A 19070-nucleotide genomic window follows, 5' to 3' on the forward strand; every position below is an offset into this window, starting at 1 on the left:
TGCGGTTAGTTCGATTTTCTATAGCGGCATTGTTGCCGATGGTCGGCATCACACAAGCGAGAATTACAATGTCGACGTAAAACCTCCAATACCCCTCCTTGTCCATTCATCATTCTTTTCGAACGAGCGGGCGTCTAACGCCTGTCGTGCTGTCTGTCCCTGAGCAAATTAGAGCGGCAAATGAAACTGCGATTTCCAACGGCATATACAATTCTGTTTGCGCTCATCATAGCAGTTGCTATTGCGACATGGTTTGTACCCGCTGGTCAGTACGAAAGGGTTGAAAACGAAGACCTTGGCCGCATGGTGCCTGTTCCAGGCACGTACCAGGTCATCGAGTCTCAACCCCAAGGCTTCTTTGACGTTATTTTGGCCCCAATCGCTGGCTTCTACGACCCTGTCTCGTACGAGGCCCGCGCTATTGACGTTGCTCTGTTTGTTTTGGTCATCGGGGGATTTCTTGGTGTCGTCACGAAAACTGGTGCCATTGACGCAGGCATAGCCAGGGCGATGCAGCGTCTTGAAGGTCGTGAGAAGTGGATGATCCCCATCATGATGGCCGCGTTCGCCGCTGGCGGCACGATCTACGGCATGGCCGAGGAGTCACTAGCGTTCTACGCACTCATTATTCCTGTCATGATTGCCGCACGCTATGACGCGCTCACTGGGGTTGCGATTATCATGCTCGGTGCAGGGATCGGCACGCTTGGTTCTACCATAAATCCCTTTGCCACCGTCATTGCGTCAGACGCGGCAGGCGTCCCGTTTACCGATGGGATCATACTGCGGGCCGGCATCTTGGTCACTTGTTGGCTGACATGCGTGATATACGTGATGCGCTACGCAGAACGCGTGCGGCAAGATCCGATGCTGTCGATCGTGGCAGATCGCCGTGAATCGAATGAGGCGCATTTCCTAAAGGGCCGATCCGAAGAAGACGGCCCGCCAGACTTTACGCGAAAGCACGGGCTCATCCTAATCCTATTCGCCATCAGCTTTGCTGTGATGATCTGGGGCGTTGCCATCAGCGGCTGGTGGATGGCCGAAATGTCTGCCCTGTTTCTCGTCTCTGCGATCATCGTCGGATTTGTCGATTGGATGGGTGAAGAACAGTTTACGTCGTCCTTTGTTGATGGTGCGCGGGACTTGCTGGGCGTGGCTCTGGTAATTGGTATCGCGCGCGGGATTGTTGTCATCATGGATGCTGGCAACATCACCGATACGGTTCTCTTCTGGGCTGAGGGTGCGGTAGCAGGCCTCAGCGAAGTTGCCTTCATCAACACGATGTTTGGATTGCTGTCTGCTTTGTCGCTGCTGGTCCCATCATCTTCTGGGTTGGCCGTCTTGACCATGCCGATCATGGCCCCACTAGGTGACTTTTCGGGTGTGGACCGCTCCCTGATCGTAACCGCATTTCAATCCGCGAGTGGCTTGGTCAACTTGGTGAACCCAACCTTTGCCGTTGTCATGGGCGGGCTGGCCCTAGGGCGCGTGCCGTATGAGCGTTGGCTTAGGTTCATGGCCCCGCTTCTTTTGATCCTTACCATTATTATCATGGCGTTCCTCAGCCTCGCCACCGTGCTTTGATGACGGCGGATGTTTCGATCACGGCTGCGGCAGCCCCAAGCAAAGCGGCATTGGGTTTAGGCGCATGCACAGCGCTCGTGGTTGGCAACATGATCGGCTCCGGGATTTTTCTGTTGCCGTCGTCGCTCGCCGCTTTCGGTCCGATTTCGTTGGTCGGCTGGGTGGTCACAGCTTCTGGTGCGATGGTGTTGGCTCTGGTGTTTGGACGTCTGGCGCGGGTGGTGCCGAAAACCGGTGGACCCTATGCATATGCCCGTGAAGGCTTTGGCGATTTTGCGGGATTTTTGATCGCTTGGGGCTACTGGATCGCCCTTTGGTCCGGCAATGCGGCCGTTGCCGTCGCCTTTGCCGGATATCTTGGTTTTCTCGTACCAACCATTGGCGCTTCTCCACTGTCCGGTGCGCTGGCAGCGGTCATCGCAATTTGGTGTCTAACCTTCGTCAACATACGTGGTGTGAAAGAGGCGGGCATCGTCCAGCTCTTCACGACTATCGTCAAACTCGTCCCCCTTCTGACGCTCATCATATTCGGGGCCGCATACATTGAGCCCGCCAACTATACGCCGATCAACCAAAGCAATGAGACTGCATTTTCGGCCATTGCCGCATGCGCAGCGCTGACGCTGTGGGCGTTCATCGGACTGGAATCCGCCACCGTCCCGGCAGGGGAGGTCGTAAACCCAAGGCGTACCATCCCGATGGCCACCATCATTGGCACAGCAATTGCCGCGACCGTCTATATCGGGGTCACATTCGTCGCGCTTGGTGTGATGCCATCAGACCAATTGACAGGGAGCACGTCACCACTGGCTGACGTGGCCTTTGTCATGTGGGGGTCACTGGGTGCTGCATTTGTTGCCTTGGGCGCGTGCATTTCGACATTTGGCACATTGAACGGCTTCACAATGCTGACAGGGCAGGTACCGCTCGCTGCGGCACGGGATGGCGTTTTTCCAAGCCGCTTTGCCAGGCTGTCATCTTCCGGGACCCCGGCGTTTGGTTTGACTTTCTCAAACACGCTGGCAACCGTTCTGATCTTGATGAGCTTTTCAGAAGGTCTTGCCGAACAGTTTGAGTTCATCATCCTGCTGGCAACATTGTCGACGCTTGTACCCTATCTGGTCTGCGCGTTGAGCGAGATCATGATCAACGTCGCATCACGACAATCCCCGATGGCCACCCTCTCACCCCGCCTCATCATTCTGGCTGGAATTGGCTTCTTTTATTCGCTCTGGGCGATCTACGGCGCGGGGCCTGACGTCGTTTTTTGGGGCTTCTTGCTGCTGATGCTTGGCTTGCCTGTCTACGTCTGGCTCAGGGCTCAACACACACCAACGGAACACATGGAGAAGGATCAACATGTCTGAGTTCGGAGCACATTCGGAAATTGGGAAACTTCGTAAGGTGATGGTTTGTCAGCCCGGGCTCGCCCACGCGCGTCTGACGCCAGAAAACGCCGGAGAATTGTTGTACGATGACGTCTTGTGGGTTCATCAGGCACGGACTGATCACGCCGATTTTCGCATGAAGATGGAAGAACGCGGGGTCAAAGTCTACGAGTTCCATGCGTTGCTGAGCGAGACGGTCGCCGATAAGAAGGCCCGCAAGTGGATTCTGGACCGTCGCATCACCGAAAACCAGGTCGGCGTCGGGATGCTGGACGAGCTGCGGTCATGGCTGAATGAATTGCCGTCCGAAGACCTCGCTGTTCATCTGATCGGAGGTATCGCTGTCGCGGATATGCCGTTCAAGCCCTCGGGTATGTTCGGGTCTTACCTTGGCCAACTTGGTTTCGTCATTCCGCCCATCCCGAACACGCAGTTCACACGCGACAATAGCTGCTGGATCTATGGTGGTGTTACCGTCAATCCGATGTACTGGCCCGCGCGTCGACCTGAAACACTGCTTGTGACGGCCATCTACAAGTTCCATCCGGCCTTCAAGGACGAAGACTTTGAATTCTGGTGGGGCGATCCGGACAAGGATCATGGCGCCGCAACTGTGGAAGGCGGCGATGTCATGCCCTGGGGCAATGGCTCTGTCCTGATCGGCATGGGCGAACGCACCAGTCCGCAGGCCGTTGGCCAAATCGCACGCGCGCTGTTTGCCAAAGGTGCGGCAGAACGCGTGGTGGCTTGTCAGATGCCCAAAAGCCGTGCGGCGATGCATCTGGATACAGTATTTAGCCATTGTGACCGCGATGTTGCGACCGCATTTGTCGAAGTCTGCGATGAGATCAAGTGCATCAGCCTGCGTCCCGGCGACAAGGAAGGCACGCTCGATTTCCGTGAGGACGACGGGCATCTGTTCGACATCGCAGCTGAATGTTTGGGGATCAAGAAGCTCAACATCGTTCAGACCGGTGGTGATGCCTACAACCAGGAACGCGAGCAGTGGGATGACGGTAACAACGTGGTAGCCCTCGAACCCGGCGTCGTCGTCGCCTATGATCGGAACACTTACACCAACACCTTGCTGCGCAAAGCCGGTGTGGAGGTCATCACAATTTCTGGATCGGAACTCGGCCGTGGCCGCGGTGGCGGGCATTGCATGACCTGCCCGATTTGGCGCGAACCAGTCGATTATTGATCAAGGAGAGACGACATGGCTTTCAATATCAAAGGACGCAGCTTTCTAAAGCTCCTGGACTTCGATCAGCGCGAGCTGCGCTATCTTCTGGATCTGTCGCGGGACCTGAAGCGGGCGAAATATGCCGGATCAGAAATCCAACATCTGAAGGGCAAGAACATATGCCTTATCTTCGAAAAAACCTCGACCCGCACCATGTGCGCGTTCGAGGTGGCGGCAATGGATCAAGGGGCTGGCGTCACCTACCTAGGGCCATCCGGTTCGCAGATCGGCCACAAGGAAAGCATGAAGGATACGGCCCGCGTTCTGGGCCGGATGTTCGACGGCATTGAATATCGTGGCTTTGGTCAGGAATTGGCCGAAACCCTTGCCGAATATGCAGATGTGCCGGTCTATAACGGCCTGACGGATGAATTCCATCCGACACAGATGTTGGCCGATCTGCTCACGATGCAGGAATACGCTGAAAAACCCCTGCATGACATCAAGTATGCCTATGTCGGCGATGCCCGATCCAATATGGGGCATTCGTTGATGATCGCGGGGTGTCTGATGGGCATGGACGTGCGCATCGCATCGCCCAAAAGCCTGTGGCCGGCAGATGAATTCCGTGTGCCTGCCGAACAGGCCGCCGCAAGGTATGGCGCGAAGCTCACGATTACCGACGACCCCGAAGAAGCTGTCGACGGTGTCGATTTCATTCACACAGACGTCTGGGTGTCGATGGGCGAAGCGGCAGAGGTCTGGGAAGAGCGCATCAAGCTGCTGAAACCTTATCAGGTGAATGCCGAGTTGATGACAGCATCCGGCAACCCGAATGTGAAATTCATGCATTGCCTGCCCGCGTTCCACAATCGCGAAACAAAGGTCGGGCAGGACATCTTTGACAAGTTTGGCATCTCAGAAATGGAAGTGACTGAAGAGGTGTTCGAAAGCCCGGCGGGTGTTCAATTCGAGCAGGCCGAAAATCGTATGCACACGATCAAGGCCATCCTCGTCGCGACCCTGGGGAGCTGACACATGCGGATTGTCGTCGCTCTTGGAGGAAACGCCCTGCTGCGGCGCGGGCAAACGCTCACCGCTGAAAACCAGCGCGAGAACACTGCGGTTGCAGCCCGCGCTTTGGCAACAGTTGCCAAAGACCACCAACTGGTTGTCACACATGGAAACGGCCCACAAGTCGGGCTTTTGGCGCTGCAGGGGCAATCCTACAAGCCGGACGAAGCCTATCCGCTGGATGTCCTTGGTGCTGAAACCGAAGGGATGATCGGCTACATGATCGAACAGGAGTTGGGAAACCTGCTGCCGTTTGAGACGCCGTTGGCGACAATCCTGACGATGATCGAAGTCGACGGCGCCGACCACGCCTTTGCCGACCCGACCAAATTCATCGGACCCGTCTATGAAAAGGCCGAAGCCGACGCGCTTGCAGCCCAGAAGGGGTGGATTGTGAAAGCCGATGGCGACAAATGGCGGCGTGTCGTTCCGTCGCCTCTGCCCAAACGCATATTTCAGATCCGCCCGATCAAGTGGCTGATCGAGAAGGGCACCGTTGTGATTTGTGCTGGCGGTGGCGGCATTCCAACGATGTATGACGACAACAAACAACTTCACGGGGTCGAGGCGGTAATCGACAAGGACCTTGCCACCGAACTGCTGGCGCGGGAGGTCGAGGCTGATCTGTTCATATCAGCCACTGATGCCGACGCGGTTTACCTTGACTGGGGCACCGACCAGCAACGCGCCATTAAATGCGCTTCTCCCTCCGCTATGTCCGCGAATGCGTTTGCCGCAGGCTCGATGGGGCCAAAAGTCGAAGCCGCCTGCCAATTTGTTGAAAAGACGGGCAAGTCCGCCGCCATAGGGTCGCTCGCCGATCTTGACGCGATTGTTGCAGGAAAGGCGGGCACGACGATATCGCCGGATGTTTCAGAGCTAGAATTCCATGCCCAATAGGATCATGATGACCTTACAAAAGGAGATATCCGATGGTGCGTGAGCTGGTGAAATATTCGCGTATTCTGGAGATCGTTGGCGACACCCTCAAGGTCCACCTACCGACAGAGCAGCAGGCTGAAACAGCAGTCCGTTTCGGTGATCTGGCCGTGATCGACGGGGATGAAGGCAGCAAGGCGCTGGCGCAGGTCATTAACATCGACCGGAACGAAGTCACGCTGCAGGTGTTTTCGGGCACGAAAGGCCTGTCAACAAGCGCCAAGGCGACCTTCCTTGGCCACCCGATGCGGGTTGCCTATTCCGAAAACATCATGGGGCGGGTTTTCGACGGCGCAGGTGTGTCAATCGACGGTGGCCCTGATCTATCATCCGAACCGCAGTTCGATATCAATGGCGCTTCGGTGAACCCCGCGCAGCGGATCGTGCCCAAGAAGATGATCCGGACTGACGTGCCAATGATCGATATCTTCAACACGCTGGTCGAAAGCCAGAAAATCCCGATCTTTTCTGTGTCGGGTGAGCCTTTCAATCCTTTCCTAGCGCGCATCGGCATTCAGGCCGACGCTGACATTGTGGTCTTTGGCGGGCTTGGCCTGATCTTTGACGACTATCATACGTTCCGGCAGTCGTTCGAGGACGCAGGCGTGTTCTCGCGGACTGTCATGTTCGTCAATCAAGCCTCTGACCCTTTGGTCGAACGCCTGCTGGTGCCTGATATGGCGCTTGCCGTCGCCGAAAAATTCGCGGTGGAGGAAGGCAAGCGGGTCCTTGTTCTGCTGACAGACATGACCGCCTACGCCGACGCGATGAAAGAGGTCGGGATCAGCCAGGAACGTGTCCCTTCAAACCGCGGCTATATGGGCGATCTCTATTCCCAACTTGCGCGACGCTACGAGAAGGCCTGTGACTATGCCAAAGGCGGATCAGTAACGATCCTGGCTGCCACCACCATGCCGGGCAATGATGTGACCCACCCGGTCCCCGACAACACGGGCTACATCACCGAAGGGCAGTTCTACGTGCATTCAGGCGTGCTGGACCCCTTCGGCAGCCTGTCGCGTCTTAAGCAGAACGTGATCGGCAAGGTCACCCGCGAAGATCACAGCCAAATCATGAACACCATGATCCGGTTCTACTCCGAAGCGCGTGATGCGGCACAAAAACAGGCTATGGCGTTTGATCTGTCCGACTATGACCAGCAATTGCTGAAGTTCGGCGCGCTTTTCCGTGAACGGTTTATGGATATCAACGTGTCAATTCCCCTGGAAGACGCGCTTGATCTGGGTTGGGCCACGTTGGCTGAGTGTTTTGAAGCCGATCAGCTATTGATGAAGCAGGAGCTTGTCGACAAATACTTCAAGAAAGAGAGCGATGGCACGGCTGCAGCTGAATAAATCCTCCCTTGCGCGCGAGGCGGCCAAGCTCAGAACCTATGAAAGGTTCCTACCCTCGCTCGACCTCAAGCGGCAACAACTGATGGCAGAGCGTGCGAAAGCTGCCAATGAAGTTGGTGTGCTCGAAGCACAGGTCAAATCGCTTGCAAAGAAGGTTGGCGAAGACCTTCCCATGCTGGGCAACGATGAGATCAGCCTTGATGGTCTGGTCAAGCTGACGGATTACCAGCTTGGCGTTGAAAACGTGGTTGGTGCGAAGCTTCCCGTACTTGAAAAGATCACGGTCGAGGTTCGACCATACTCGCACATGGTCAAGCCGCATTGGGTCGATGACGTGGCCCGATTGTTGCACGACATGCTGGAGGCGCGTTTGCGCGTTGAGGTCGCAAAAAAGCGCATCACGGTGCTTGATAAGGCGGTCACGACCATCACACAGCGCGTAAACTTGTTCGATAAGGTGCTGATCCCGACAGGCCGCGAGAACATCAAAAAGATCCGTGTCTATCTGAGCGATGAGGCCATGGCCGCTGTTGTCCGTTCAAAGATATCCAAACAGAAACGGGCGGCGATGATATGAGCATTTCGCCCCTCAAAAAGGTCACGCTGGTTGGTCTGGCCCAGCAAAAGACCGCTACGCTTTCGTATCTGCAAGACCTCGGGTGCATGCATCTTGTTCCTTTGTCCGAACCCCCGGCGCATGCGGAAGATGCAAAGCAGCGCAATGCCGAAGATGCCTATAAGGCGTTGCATTTCCTTGCTGCGGTGGAAGGCCAGCGCAGACTTGTCACGCAGGACGACACATTTGATGTCGAAGATTTCGTCATCCGTACGCTGGAGCTGAAACAGAAGCTGCGCGAAGTCGGCGATCGTCGCGATTTTCTGGCTGATCGCATTCAGACGCTTGGCTCTTGGGGTGAAATTGCTTTCCCGGATCACGAAGCGCTCGCTGGCATTCAATTGTGGTTCTATCAGCTGCCCGTCAAGGAACGGGCCAGCCTGGATAGGCTGGATGTGCCGTGGGAGATTGTGTCGCGTGACACGCAATTCTTTTATGTCGCTATTCTTTCAACAGAAGAACCGGACGAAGACCTTTTGCCGGTGCCACGCACGCATGTGGGCGACAAACCCGTCAGCGTTCTGGAAACCGAACTGGAAGCTGCCGAGATCGAACTGGAAACACTGCACGCAGAGCGTATCAGCCTGACCCGTTATCTGTTTCTTCTGCGCCGGGACCTTGCTTTGGCGGAAACCCAGGCCGAGATTGCCTTTGCCGAACAACAGACACGAGACGAGGCTGATGTCTTCGCTGTTCAAGGCTGGGTACCCGAGGCCGATTTGGCGGCGGTGGAAACCTACACCGAAGCGCATGAACTCGCGATGATCGTCGAAGACCCGGCTTGGGACGAAACGCCACCAACCCGGATCGTGCAGCCCGAGACCGAGGCGGCGGGCGTTGATCTGGCGATGTTCTACCAGATTCCGAACTACCGCGGATGGGACCCCACATTACTGCTGGCTTTCTCGTTTGCGATATTCTTTGCAATGATTGTCGCCGATGCGGGCTATGGTGCCGTCATCATGGTCGGTTTGCTTGCCGGATGGAAACGGCTTGATAGCACCGCCCACCTAAGAGCATGGCGGCGACTAGGTTTGATCATCGCTGGCGCCACCATCGCCTACGGCGTGATTGTCGGCAGCTACTTCGGTGTGGCCCCGGCTGACGGGTCAATACCGAGCTACTTCATCCTGCTCAGCCTGAATGACTTTGACACGATGATGCGCCTGTCGATCCTTGTTGGCGTGGCGCATCTGGTCATCGCCATCGCAATGAACGCCCGAGCCAGATGGGCCTCACGCTCATCGCGGGCGCAGCTTGGCTGGATCGGCATGATTCTTGGGGGCATGTTGATCTGGTTGAGCGGACAGGTGGGCCCGGGTTTTCACGTTGGCATTGCTGTTTTTGTCGGTGGTTTGGTTGCGGTCATCTGGTTCACCAGCGAACGGCCAATCGAAAAACGGCCCGACATGGCCTGGCGCCTCTTTGACGGGGTCAAGGCGCTGAATGGCGCCATGGGCGCATTTGGCGATGTCCTGAGCTACATGAGGCTGTTTGCGCTTGGGCTTGCTTCAGCGTCTTTGGCGTTGACCTTCAATGATCTGGCCACACAGGTCATGGATGCCCTTCCCGGGATCGGCATTTTGCTGGGGCTGCTGATCTTACTGATCGGCCATGTCCTGAACTTTGGCTTGGCCCTGATGAGCGGCGTGGTTCACGGCCTGCGCCTCAACTACATCGAATTTTTCAAGTGGGGACTGCCTGACGAAGGAGTCGCCTTTCGGCCCTTAGCACGCAAGGAGATCCAGACATGAATGAACTGGTACTGACACTCGGATGGCTTGGCATTTTTGCCCCAATGGCGCTTGGGGCGGTCGCCAGTTCCATTGGTTGCTCAATCGCGGGGCAAGCCAGTATTGGCGCGATGACGGAAACGGACGGCGGGTATGGGCGGTTTGTCGGCATCTCGGCCTTCCCATCGACATTCGTGATCTACGGCATTGTGATCATGTTCACATTGAACCGCGAAGTGACTCCGGAAAATGCAGGCGGCCTCTTTGGGATCGGCATTCTGGCGGGCATCGCACTTTTGTACTGTGGGATATGGCAAGGCCGCGCTTGCGCCGCGGCGATCAACGCCGCTAAGGAAAAGCCAGAGATATTCGGGCTATCCCTTGCGCCCGCCGCGATCATCGAAGGCTTCGGCGTCTTTGCGTTCGTCTTTGCCCTTGTCATCAGCGCGGGGATTTCGTGATGCAGCCTGCCGAAGCCACGTCAAAAGGGGTCGATACACTGATCGCGCGCTTGCGGGATCAAGGCGTCACTGCTGGTCAGGAAGAAGCCCAACGCATAAAGACCGAAGCGGAGGCCGAGGCCGCCCGGATCATCGCCACCGCCAAGACCGAGGCAGAAACGCACCTCAACGATGCCCGCACAAAGGCCGAGCGCTACCAATCTGCGGGTGAGGAAGCCCTGAATACCGCCATGCGTGATGCGGTCCTGACGATGAAATCGGGCCTCATAAGCCAGTTTCAGGCCGATGTGACGCGCATGGTTTCGAAACTGACAGCTGATCCTGAAACGCTCAAGACTATGATACTGGAACTGGTGGGACGGGCGCGGGATGCAACAGGGGCCGGCAAAGACACCGAAGTTGTGCTGCCTCGAGCAATCGTCGGACAGGCCGATATCGAAGAGCGCCCGGACGACGTTCGCCAAGGGGCTCTGACAGAATTTGCTTTGGGTCTAACACAAGACATGCTCGCGGAGGGTGTCACCCTATTCGCCGAGAGTGACTTACATGGCGGCATTCGTGCGCGTACCGCAGGTGACACCGTGGAACTTGATCTGTCGGATGAGGCAATTGCGGCCCTGATCATGCAACATCTGCAACCAAGGTTCAGGGCGGTGATGGAGGGTGTGATCCGTTAAGTGATGGCAGACCCTGACGCTTATATCGCGCTGGTTTCCAGCTTGCCCAGCTCCGAACGATTGTTCGTCGCGAAGCAACCACCTTTGTCGCGCCTGCGTCTGGAAGGTCGATTGTCTACCCTTTCTTTAGATGATCGTGCGGTCTTGCGGCGGGTTGAAGAGCTCATGAGCTGGGGGAGCTATGAGATGTCAGATAAAGAACCGGTCGCAATCAATCGCGCCAAAACCGTGCTGGGCAACCTGGAGAGTGAGACGTTGCGCGCAATCATCGCAGAACGCATGGATCTGCGGGCCGTCATTGCCGCGCTGCGGATGCGAAGGGCCAAGCAGGATGCTCCATCAAACCCATGGGCGCTGAGCCGGTTTATTCCGCATATCCGCACAAACTGGTCGGACCCACATTTTCGCCTCGATAACCGCCTGCCATGGCTGCGCGAGGCTGTGATGCTGATGGAGCAGCAAGACCCGCTTGGTTTGGAACGGCACATTCTGGGCGTTACCTTCAGACAATTGAACCGACACGCGGCCAGGCACCAATTCGATTTTGAAGCGGTCGTTATCTACGTGCTCAAATGGAACATCTTTGACCGCTGGGCGCGCAGCGATGCAGCGGCCGCCGCGCGACGCTTTGAAGCCTTGGCCCAAGACGCTCTTGGCGACTTCTCTGACATTAGCCTTCAGGAAACAGCATGATGACCAAAACGCCCACAGCAAACTCGACCGCGTTCCATACAGCCAAGGTTGTGGCCGTGCAGGATGACCTCGTTCAGATCGAAGCATTGGACGACGCCGAAGGACACACCGGCACACTGATCAAAAACGAGATCATCTTCATTTTACCTTCGCAGCCGGACGAAACCGGACGGCAGGAGAGGCTGAAAGCCGAAGTCCTTCGCGTGCGCGGCAAGACAGCTGATGCGCAGGTCTATGAAAGCACGCAAGGTATCGCTGTCGGCGACCGCGTAGAGCAATCAGGTACGATGCTTTCGGTTGAACTTGGCCCCGGCCTATTGGGGCAGGTCTATGATGGGCTGCAGGCCCCGCTGGCGGAACTTGCATCGCAGTTTGGTATTTTTCTGCCGCGTGGGGCCGATGTGGCGCCGCTTGATACCAAAGCAAAATGGAGTTTCACACCCACGGTCAAACTGGGTGACGAAGTGGCAGCGGGCGACGTAATTGGGACGGTGCCTGAGGGTCGGTTTGTTCACAAGATCATGGTGCCCTTTGGCTGGTCCGGCAGCTACAAAGTGGCGTGGATCAAGGAAGGTGCCTCCAAGATTCACGACACCGTCGTGCGTCTTGAGGACGGGGATGGAAACGAGCGTCTCGTGACGCTGTCCCAAAAGTGGCCCGTCAGACGCGCATTGCCATCAGCCCTATTGAAGAAAGCAGCATCGCGGCGTTTGTTTCCAAATGAGCCGGTCATCACGTCCCAGCGCCTGATCGACACCTTTTTCCCGGTCGCGCGCGGCGGTACGGCCTGCATTCCGGGGCCATTTGGTGCGGGCAAGACTGTTCTGCAGAACTTGATCGCGCGTAACGCCAAGGTCGATGTCGTCATTGTGGTGGCCTGCGGTGAACGGGCGGGTGAAGTCGTGGAAACCATCCAGGAATTTCCTGAAATGACTGATCCGACATCGGGCGGCAGCCTGATGGATCGTACTATTATCATATGCAACACGTCTTCCATGCCGGTTGCGGCCCGAGAGGCTTCTATCTTTACCGGGATCACATTGGGCGAATATTATCGCCAGATGGGCTTAGATGTTCTGCTGATTGCCGACAGCACGTCGCGGTGGGCGCAGGCGATGCGCGAAACCTCTGGTAGGCTGGAAGAGATCCCCGGAGAGGAGGGGTTTCCAGCTTACCTCGAAAGCTCGATCAAGGGGTTGTATGAACGAGCAGGGCTCTTGCGGTGCAATGATGGCGACACCGGAAGCCTGACCATGATCGGAACTGTTTCCCCTGCTGGCGGTAACTTCGATGAACCCGTGACCCAGTCGACGCTATCGACCGTGAAGTGTTTTTTGGGTCTATCGTCAGAGCGTGCTTATAAGCGTTTCTATCCGGCTGTTGATCCGTTGATGTCCTGGTCCCGCTATCTCGACCAACTTGAAGACTGGTACGACAAGAATGTTGATCCCGGCTGGTGTGGGCGCGTCCGTCAGCTGCAGGATTTGCTGGCAAAGGGCGAACAAATCTCACAAATGATGCAGGTCACCGGTGAAGAAGGCGTGACCATGGACGACTTCATCACGCACCAGAAAGCACTGCTCATTGATATGGTCTTTTTGCAGCAGGATGCGTTCGATGCAGTCGATGCCAGCGTCCCGATGGATCGGCAGAAAGCCATATTCGACAGAGTATTCGAGATCGCCAAGGCATCGATGTCGCTTCAGGACAAAACAGTGGCGCGCAAGCACTTCACTGATCTGACGCGGCTCTTCAAGAACTTCCATTATGAGCCTGAAGGCACACCCAAATACGCATCACTTCTTGAGGAAATTGATGATCTGATCGAAAACGGCGCGCAAATGACCGCGCCATGACCTTGCAGGTGATTGGTCAGTTATCCCTCGGAGTCCCGACTAATAGAACTTAAACACCTGGCTGGCAAAGATCACGGCGAATGAAATAGCAGCCGCGCGAAGTCCGCGGATGAAGCGTTGACGCTTCTTGTCACGAAGATCCGAAATTTTGAGCGTTTCATAACACAACTCATTGACAAGGTTCGTTTGCTTGGCAACATTCCTGAGTTCAGCGACAGTTTTGTAGGTCCCAGGTTCCACATACAAGACGCGCTCTGGTCGCTCATCATAACCCTTTTCAAGGTCGGGCGCAGTTGCGCGGGTCGGATGCAACACATAGCCAAACAACAACACAGGCAGGATTACGATGAACCAGAAGGCCAGAACGGTAATAATGTTCTGATCGCCGGTCGTCGGCATATTCGCGTCGAAGCGGCCAACGACACCAAGCGCAAATAGATACCCGACACCGACGATCTGCGATTTCGTGTCATAGGACCGTGCTACCACTTGCGCTTCGCTCAGGGACAGCTTCAGAACCTGTTCAGCATCTGCGGATTCAGGTGTTGCGCTACTTACCAATTCTTCCATCTGCATCTTTTCAGTGCTCCGACCTGAACATTTACGTCCGCGAAATTCGCTCAGGTTTTGCGACAGCACCCATAGCGCGCGAGTAGGAAAAAACGCCGGGAGAAAGAAACATCTGATCCCACTGGCGCTCCAATCTGAGCAATAGCCTCTCCTGAAGGAGGTTAGGAACTTGTTTGAACCTAGGATTGTAATTTCGATACCTGCCGCGCCACACTAAGTTGGCCGGGCGCTTAGCATCAAAAAGTGGTCCTTGATGCGCAGAGTGTCATCTTGGGTCCAACCATCTTTGGGGCCCAGAATCGCCAACCACGCATCAATATAGCTATCTGGCGTGAAAGTATGGCCGTAACCTGCCGGAACAGACGTCGCCATCGGAATGTCGAACATGACCTGCAGAAATGTGACAATCGGATACCAATCGAAGTAAGGCGAAATGTCAGGTCCGCGATCTTCAAGCCAATCGGGTTTGCGGAACGCAAGTTCCGGCGAGAAAAAACTCATCGGGTCACTTGGCTGTTGCAGGTAAAGTAACCGCATTCTCCCCCATTGCGCATCATCTGGCGTCGCAATCCCGTCTTCCCCGGTCATGAAGCGGATCAGCGATCCATCTCTAAAGACAGGTCGCCATGCCGGTGAACCTTCGACTCGGCCCCGTACCACTTGTGACCAGACGGTGCTGGCGAACGGAGGGCCGGCCCAAAGTGCACCATTGATCGGGTCCTCGAACTGCGAAATGAACTCCACTGATGATTCAGACCCTAACGCGCCCAGGCTCAAGCCGAACAGATAAAGGTTCGGACGGCTGTCGTTGGGCAATGCGGTCCAGTGGGCGTATACGACCTCAAACAGGGCACGTGCTGCACGGCGGGAGCGATCAGGTTCGACAATCAGCGTTAACCAACTGGGCAAATACGAATACTGGATCGTTGCAATCGCCACATCGCCGTCCTGTAAATAGACAAGTGGCTCCACTGCGGCTGGGTCCAGCCAGCCCGTGCCTGTTGCAGTCGCGATGACCAGGGTGGACCGTTCAAAACCGCCAGCGTGGATGAGATCAGCAAGGGCAAATTCAGCCCTACCTGCCAATGTATCGGCCGTATTGAATCCCGCATAAATACGCACAGGTTCCACTGCCGGGCGTCCGGTAACGGCCGTGATGTCTTCTGCCGTTGCGCCACGCGACAAAAAACCCTTACCCATGCGGCCAATGCTGTCCCAAGCTATCAGAGACTGTGGATTGCCAGATCTGGCTGATTGATCGGGTGCCGCCAAATCATCATCCGATGTGCGATCGAGCGCCGCAAATGCGCGATCCATGCCGAGGAGGGTCCTTTTTACAATGAACCCATCCACAGACAAAGCAACGACAGTGAGAAAGGTAAAGGCACCCAGCCCAACTGCAAGTCTTGGTGGGAAAACATGTGCAACAACACGGATCACCCGGTGGCAAAGCCAGACGCCCAGACGGAAAAGCACGATGAGCGAAAGTGCAACACCAAAGGCGATGCCGACGATCTGCAAGGGTCCTGTTGTTTGGACAAGCTCCATCTCCATGATCTCGCGGATCGAGTTTTGCCAAACCCGCATACGATACAGCGTAAGTACCGCTGCAATACATGCGACACCTGTCGATATTGCGGTCATGTAGCCTGCGAATGACGGACGAAGGCGGGGCAGCTGTAGCCAATTCCAAAGCCAGATAACCGATACGCCAAAGCAATAACCGACGGAGAAAACGGTTCTGGCGTGCCCCCATCGGGTGGTCCGTTGTAATTGTTAGTGCATCGTTGGCCTCTGGTCCATTAGGACGATGCTTTCTGGTGCAGGCGGGCGGTAGCCCAATGAGCTGTGCGGCCTGACCGTGTTGTAGTGGATGCGCCATTGCTCGATCAGGATTTGCGCCTCCCTCAGGCTGTAGAAGATTTCGCCGTTGAGCAGTTCGTCCCGGAACCGAGCGTTGAAGCTCTCGCAGTATCCGTTTTCCCATGGTGAGCCCGGTTCGATGTACGCGGTCTTTGCGCCAACAGCGGCGATCCAATCCCGCACCTTTTGGGCGATAAATTCCGGCCCATTGTCGGATCTGATATATTCCGGTGGCCCGCGCAGGATGAACAGGTCGGTTAGTGCATCCAGCACGTCCGTCGAATTGAGCTTGCGATCGACGCGGATCATGAGCGCCTCCCTGGTGTATTCATCGATGATGTTCAATGTCCGATAGACCCGCCCGTCAGCGGTACGATCCTGGACGAAGTCGTAAGACCAGACATGGTTTGGGCGTTCGGGCCGCAAACGGACGCAGGAGCCATCGTTCAGCCAGAGCCGTCCCTTTTTCTTCTGCTTTTGCGGAACCTTCAGCCCTTCGCGCCGCCAAATCCGTTCGACCCGCTTGTGGTTCACACACCAGCCCGCGTTGTTGAGCAGACCGGTCACCATCCGATACCCGTAACGCCCGTACTGGTCGGCCAGCTCGATGATGTCGTCGGTCAGACGCTGCTCGTCGACCCGGCCCTGCGGTACCTTGCGCTGCGTAGACCGATGCTGTCCAAGCGTGCGACAGGCCCGGCGTTCAGACACGCCAAGCTCCCGCCGCACGTGGTCGATGCATTTCCGGCGACGCGAAGGGCTCAGAAGTTTCCCTTTGCAGCCTCGGTCAAGATGAGCTTGTCCAGCGTGAGATCAGAAACCGCTCGCCTGAGCCGTTGGTTCTCCTTTTCAAGCTCTTTCAACCGAGCTAGCTGTGACCGCTGCATCCCGCCATAAAGCTTACGCCATCGATAAAACGTCTGCTGTGTCACGCCTATCTGACGCACCGCCTCCGCGATCGTAGCCCCTTGTCCTTGCAAAACTTCAACCTGCCGAAGCTTCGATACAATCTCTTCGGGCTTCTCTCGTTTTCCAGCCATCGCTGATCCTCCAATTTGCGGGACAAATCTATCCCAGTTGGTGGACCACTTTCAGGGGGCTACTCCAAAGCCAGCCAAATGGTAAGAACCTTTCGGTTGTGTTTTTCCAAGAACTGCCGCCCCAAGCTCGCGTAGAAGGAAAGCTCATCCCAACTGATGCGTTGCGTGGTATCGTGGAAGGCAGATAACAGGCACATGGTCCTAGTATTTAGATATCTTGCCAGTCTCACTATTCTGTTGGGTCTTGCGGCCTGCTCTGAACGAGGAGAGTTACAATTTTCTCCCGCGGTCTCATCGGGCACACTGCATGATATCTGGGTCGCGAACTTTCGATCCGACGAACTACCGGCAGAGGGCCAGCGGACGCCTCCTCGGCCGACGGAAGTAACCTTCCAGAAAAACGTAGTTTCAGTCCCACAAACCCATCAGCCCGGCCAGATCGAGTGGCCGGACGGTGCGCCAGATCCTGAAACAGACTTTGTGACGGTCTCATCAACGGAAATTGGTGACCTGAACGCATTCGCCGCCAATGTGATTGCATCTGATACCTCGGGCCAAAACGAAATTGCCGTGTTTGTCCACGGATACAATCTCAACAACGCGGAGGCGGTGTATCAACTCGCACAGATCAAGCATGATTTTGAAACACCAACGCCGACTGTTCTGTTCTCTTGGCCATCTGCGGGCAGTCCAGCAGGCTACATTTATGATCGTGACAGCGCCCTCATTGCACGCGACCAGTTGGAAAAACTGATTGTTGCGCTGACGCGGCGACCCGGGCAAAAAATCACGCTACTCGGCCATTCCATGGGAAGCTTTGTTATCATGGAAACGCTGCGGCAAATAGAGATATCAGGTAGCGTGGATATTGGGCGAAAGATCAGCGGAACGATTTTGCTGTCGCCCGATCTTGATGGTGAACTATTTCAGGCTCAGGCCGCAAGCATGAAGACGCTGCCGGAGACATTTGTGATTGTAGTTGCAAGGCAGGACCGGGCCCTGCGTATTTCAGGATTTCTGACTGGAAGAGGAAACAGTTTGGGAACCCAGACGGATCGGAGCGCCGTTGGCGATCTGCCGATAGATGTCGTGGACGTGAGCGAACTATCTATTGGCGGGAATGAACACAGCATCGGCCTGTCTTCACCGACAGCCATTTCAATTTTCAAGCAGCTCCGCGAGGAGAACTTGCCGACAGAAAATGAGCGTCGAACCGTTGTCACAATTTCGGAATTGGCAGAGTTGGTGACTCAATGAGGCGGTTCTGTTTTCGACGCACTGCCGTCGGCGGTCCACCGTGCAACGTCATCCCAAAGAATTACAAACGTGGTGACTTAATGCCCTGGGAGTCTGGATTTATGGGTTAGCTCTGATCAGGTTTTGGTCTTCCTTTGACCGGTTAGCATGTTCATTTGGCGTCAGAACAGCGAGACTGACGTCAGGATGTTTGTGATTGTAGTCGATGCGCCATGCCACAATCATGTGGCAGACATGGCGCAAAGACGGAAAACAGGTATCCGTTCCTGCTTGCTCGCCGATGGAGGAATGGACAGACTGTCCGCCTGAATCAGAGTTTTTGCCTATGGAGGTGTGCAACTCGTGTGCAATCCAAGGCGAAGGTTCGCAAATCACACAAAGCTGCCTTCTGCGCAAACGCAGCGAAATGGCGCTTTGTCCGCGTCTCACTGGTTCGACTAAGTTGCGGCGAAAGCGCGGTCTTGGTTCGGGCGAAATCGACACACATCAACGACCGGTTTGGCGACGTGCACTGCGTTGCAGCGATAGGCGTGCCGCGCGTGCGAATGCTTTCTGCGTCAGCGAAGTAGAAAAATCCAATGTCGGCAAAGTCCCGCAACTTACCAATTCATGCACGATGCAGCGAAGGTCGGGAATGCCTAAGACCAGATGAGCGTTTTGCGGCAGCGCCAGTTGTCATGTTTTTCTCGGCGAACATGGATTTGTTCGACAGAGGAAATGAGCATGAACAAGACACTTTATGTGGGTCTGGACGTCCACAAGGATTCGATTGCTGTTG

At 55.8% G+C, this 19070-nt stretch carries 16 protein-coding genes and 1 pseudogene; 13 read left to right on the forward strand and 4 right to left on the reverse strand.

The window, feature by feature from the left end:
* Positions 1-180: 180 nt before the first annotated feature.
* The 12 genes from ACFWW2_RS02695 to ACFWW2_RS02750 all read left to right on the forward strand — a co-directional run bounded on the left by ACFWW2_RS02695 (position 181) and on the right by ACFWW2_RS02750 (position 13562).
* Positions 181-1587: a YfcC family protein gene (locus tag ACFWW2_RS02695; RefSeq protein ID WP_393925928.1), complete on the forward strand. Its 1407-nt coding sequence runs from the start codon at positions 181-183 to the stop codon at positions 1585-1587.
* Positions 1587-2954, forward strand: coding sequence for an amino acid permease (locus tag ACFWW2_RS02700; RefSeq protein ID WP_393925930.1), 1368 nt, complete (start codon positions 1587-1589; stop codon positions 2952-2954). The genes ACFWW2_RS02695 and ACFWW2_RS02700 overlap by 1 nt, the downstream gene beginning before the upstream one ends.
* Positions 2947-4176 carry an arginine deiminase gene (locus tag ACFWW2_RS02705; RefSeq protein ID WP_393925932.1) on the forward strand — a complete coding sequence of 410 codons (1230 nt, stop codon included), beginning with the start codon at positions 2947-2949 and terminating at the stop codon, positions 4174-4176. Before ACFWW2_RS02700 ends, ACFWW2_RS02705 begins: the two co-directional genes overlap by 8 nt.
* Positions 4177-4191: 15 nt before the next feature.
* Complete coding sequence (gene argF, locus ACFWW2_RS02710) at positions 4192-5193, forward strand: ornithine carbamoyltransferase (RefSeq protein ID WP_393925934.1); 1002 nt, start codon at positions 4192-4194, stop codon at positions 5191-5193.
* 3 nt (positions 5194-5196) lie between these two features.
* A complete protein-coding gene (arcC, locus tag ACFWW2_RS02715) occupies positions 5197-6132 on the forward strand; it encodes a carbamate kinase (RefSeq protein WP_393925936.1) in 936 nt (311 codons plus the stop codon).
* Between the two features lie 32 nt (positions 6133-6164).
* Positions 6165-7526 (forward strand): V-type ATP synthase subunit B, encoded by a 1362-nt coding sequence (locus ACFWW2_RS02720; RefSeq protein WP_393925938.1) that lies wholly within the window; start codon positions 6165-6167, stop codon positions 7524-7526.
* The gene (locus ACFWW2_RS02725) at positions 7504-8103 is read left to right on the forward strand and encodes a V-type ATP synthase subunit D (RefSeq protein ID WP_393925940.1); all 600 of its coding nucleotides are present in this window, start codon (positions 7504-7506) and stop codon (positions 8101-8103) included. Before ACFWW2_RS02720 ends, ACFWW2_RS02725 begins: the two co-directional genes overlap by 23 nt.
* Positions 8100-9896, forward strand: a complete 1797-nt coding sequence (locus ACFWW2_RS02730) for a V-type ATP synthase subunit I (RefSeq protein WP_393925942.1) — start codon at positions 8100-8102, stop codon at positions 9894-9896. The genes ACFWW2_RS02725 and ACFWW2_RS02730 overlap by 4 nt, the downstream gene beginning before the upstream one ends.
* Positions 9893-10336 (forward strand): ATP synthase subunit C, encoded by a 444-nt coding sequence (locus tag ACFWW2_RS02735; RefSeq protein ID WP_393925944.1) that lies wholly within the window; start codon positions 9893-9895, stop codon positions 10334-10336. Before ACFWW2_RS02730 ends, ACFWW2_RS02735 begins: the two co-directional genes overlap by 4 nt.
* Positions 10336-11013, forward strand: a complete 678-nt coding sequence (locus ACFWW2_RS02740; RefSeq protein WP_393925947.1) for a V-type ATP synthase subunit E family protein — start codon at positions 10336-10338, stop codon at positions 11011-11013. Before ACFWW2_RS02735 ends, ACFWW2_RS02740 begins: the two co-directional genes overlap by 1 nt.
* 186 nt (positions 11014-11199) lie before the next feature.
* Positions 11200-11706 carry a DUF2764 family protein gene (locus ACFWW2_RS02745; protein WP_393925949.1) on the forward strand — a complete coding sequence of 169 codons (507 nt, stop codon included), beginning with the start codon at positions 11200-11202 and terminating at the stop codon, positions 11704-11706.
* Complete coding sequence (locus ACFWW2_RS02750; RefSeq protein WP_393925951.1) at positions 11706-13562, forward strand: V-type ATP synthase subunit A; 1857 nt, start codon at positions 11706-11708, stop codon at positions 13560-13562. The genes ACFWW2_RS02745 and ACFWW2_RS02750 overlap by 1 nt, the downstream gene beginning before the upstream one ends.
* 39 nt (positions 13563-13601) lie before the next feature.
* Here ACFWW2_RS02750 and ACFWW2_RS02755 read toward each other — a convergent pair whose 3' ends face one another.
* The 4 genes and pseudogenes from ACFWW2_RS02755 to ACFWW2_RS02770 all read right to left on the reverse strand — a co-directional run bounded on the left by ACFWW2_RS02755 (position 13602) and on the right by ACFWW2_RS02770 (position 17035).
* Positions 13602-14138, reverse strand: a complete 537-nt coding sequence (locus tag ACFWW2_RS02755) for a hypothetical protein (RefSeq protein WP_393925953.1) — start codon at positions 14136-14138, stop codon at positions 13602-13604.
* 207 nt (positions 14139-14345) lie between these two features.
* Positions 14346-15332, reverse strand: a complete 987-nt coding sequence (locus ACFWW2_RS02760) for an alpha/beta-hydrolase family protein (protein WP_393925958.1) — start codon at positions 15330-15332, stop codon at positions 14346-14348.
* Positions 15318-15854, reverse strand: a pseudogene (locus ACFWW2_RS02765) (alpha/beta-hydrolase N-terminal domain-containing protein); the annotation flags it as partial. The pseudogene ACFWW2_RS02765 and the gene ACFWW2_RS02760, both read right to left, overlap by 15 nt.
* A 54-nt stretch (positions 15855-15908) precedes the next feature.
* Positions 15909-17035, reverse strand: a protein-coding gene (locus tag ACFWW2_RS02770; protein ID WP_393925955.1) for an IS3 family transposase whose coding sequence is annotated in 2 segments (ribosomal slippage) — positions 15909-16771 and positions 16771-17035 — 1128 coding nt in all. Because the reading frame shifts where the segments join, the coding sequence is not laid out codon by codon here.
* A 237-nt stretch (positions 17036-17272) separates the two neighbouring features.
* Here ACFWW2_RS02770 and ACFWW2_RS02775 point away from each other — a divergent pair.
* A complete protein-coding gene (locus ACFWW2_RS02775) occupies positions 17273-18292 on the forward strand; it encodes an alpha/beta hydrolase (RefSeq protein WP_393925956.1) in 1020 nt (339 codons plus the stop codon).
* Positions 18293-19070 lie beyond the last annotated feature (778 nt).

The organism is Yoonia sp. R2-816, from assembly GCF_046762905.1.
Classification (GTDB): Bacteria; Pseudomonadota; Alphaproteobacteria; order Rhodobacterales; family Rhodobacteraceae; genus Yoonia.